The sequence below is a fragment of the Sandarakinorhabdus sp. genome (genome assembly GCF_031422795.1).
Lineage (GTDB): Bacteria > Pseudomonadota > Alphaproteobacteria > Sphingomonadales > Sphingomonadaceae > Sandarakinorhabdus.
This window is the reverse complement of the sequence record NZ_JANPML010000019.1, coordinates 1-1,657: the sequence shown is the minus strand read 5'-3', so window position 1 is coordinate 1,657 and position 1,657 is coordinate 1. Positions and strand designations below refer to the sequence as shown.

2 protein-coding genes are annotated in these 1,657 nt (G+C 66.0%); one reads left to right on the top strand and one right to left on the bottom strand.

From position 1 onward, the window contains the following. Positions 1 to 207 precede the first annotated feature (207 nt). Positions 208 to 1,104 carry a prephenate dehydratase gene (locus RMO81_RS01025; RefSeq protein WP_310473867.1) on the bottom strand — a complete coding sequence of 299 codons (897 nt, stop codon included), beginning with the start codon at positions 1,102 to 1,104 and terminating at the stop codon, positions 208 to 210. Between the two features lie 121 nt (positions 1,105 to 1,225). On the opposite strand from RMO81_RS01025, the gene RMO81_RS01020 reads away from it, so the two are divergent. Next, positions 1,226 to 1,657, top strand: a 432-nt coding sequence (locus RMO81_RS01020; protein ID WP_310473866.1) for a c-type cytochrome, incomplete at its 3' end; no start/stop codon positions are given.

Sequence of the window (1,657 nt, the reverse complement as noted above, 5' to 3'; positions counted from 1 at the left end):
GGGCGGACTGATGGGGGCGCGCGGGCTCGCGCTAACTGATCCCGTCTCCCCTGGGGGGTGAGGGCGAGAGACGCCGAAGGGGGCCCGGGGTGCGGGGTTGCTCCCGCGGCCGCAGCTTGAACCCCTCACCCCGGGCCGCCTTCGGCGTCTCTCGCCCTCTCCCGCAAGGGGAGAGGGGATCAGTTCGCGCGATCCCGCGCGCCCACTTCAGTCCGCCCGATCCCGGGCGCGGGTATAGCTGCCGATCACCTTCACCCAGTTGGTGAAGAACGCCAGTTCCTCCATCGCGCGTGCAACCGGCGGTTCGGCTGGCGAACCTTCGATCTCGGCATAGAATTCGGCCTGTGCGAACGAGCCATCGCGCAGATAACTCTCCAGCTTGGTGATGTTGACGCCATTGGTGGCGAAACCGCCCAGCGCCTTGAACAGCGCCGCCGGCACCGAACGCACTTCGAAATTGAAACTGGTCATCGCCGGCAGGCCCAACGGCGGCGGCACCGCCTCCCGGCTGAGCACGACAAAGCGCGTGGTGTTGTGATCGGCATCCTCAACGCCTTCGGCCAGGATGTTCAGCCCATAAAGTTCACCCGCCAGCCGGCTGGCAATCGCGCCCATCGCCGGATTTCCTTCACCGGCAGCCGCCGCCGCCGCAGAGGCCGTGTCGAAAAACTGCACCGGCGCCAGACCCCAGGCGCGCAAATGGCGGCGCACCTGGCCCAACGCCTGCGGGTGGCTCTTCACTTCGCGCAGGGCCGCCTTGTCGCCCACACCCAACAGGCAATGCCGCACGCGCACGAAATGTTCCCCAACGATCGACAGGCCGGATTCGGGCAGCAGGAAATGGATATCCGCCACCCGGCCATGCTGGCTGTTTTCGATCGGAATCATCGCCACCCCGGCGCGGCCGGCCTGCACGGCTTCGATGGCGTCTTCGAAACTCGGGCACGGCAGCGGCAGCCGATCCGGGAACGCCTCCCGCACCGCCTGGTGACTATAGGCGCCCGGCGCACCCTGAAAGGCCACGGCCTGTTCGGGCGTGGCAGCGGCGATGCTGACCATGCGATCAACCAGTGTTTGGGCCAGAGGCGGATAGCTGCTCGTCATCGCCGTTCGATATGATAGTGCGCTGCAACAAGCAAATGCTTGCGGGCCTGCGCGATATTGCCTAATCGCAGCGGCAGGAAGGCGCAGGGCCATCACCCCGCGCGCGCAACGGAGCTTCGACGTGGACAGCTTTGAGTGGAACAAGATCTTCGGTGGCATCCTCGCTGGCCTGGTGGCCGTGCTCGGCGTGTCGATCATCAGCGACATGATGTTTGCCCGCCACCTGCCGGAAAAGCCCGGCTATGAAGTCGCTGGCGCTGAAGAAGCGCCCGCCGCCGGCGCTGCTGCCGCCGAAGCTGAAAAGCCGGCGGCCTTCTATCTGGCCAGCGCCGATGTCGCCAAGGGCGAAGCGGTGTTCAAGAAATGCGCCGCCTGCCACAATGCAGCAGCCGGCGGTGCCAATGGCACGGGCCCCAATCTGCACGGCGTCGTTGGCAGCCCGATCGCGGCCAAGGCCGGCTTCAGCTATTCTGAAGCCCTGGGCGGCATGAAGGGCAAGAACTGGGATTGGGACAATCTGTGGGGCTGGCTGAAAAGCCCGAAGGCCTTCATG

Bases quoted from the DNA above. Each gene is read 5' to 3' on its own strand.
- RMO81_RS01025 (WP_310473867.1), bottom strand. From the start codon at position 1,104: ATGACGAGCAGCTATCCGCCTCTGGCCCAAACACTGGTTGATCGCATG.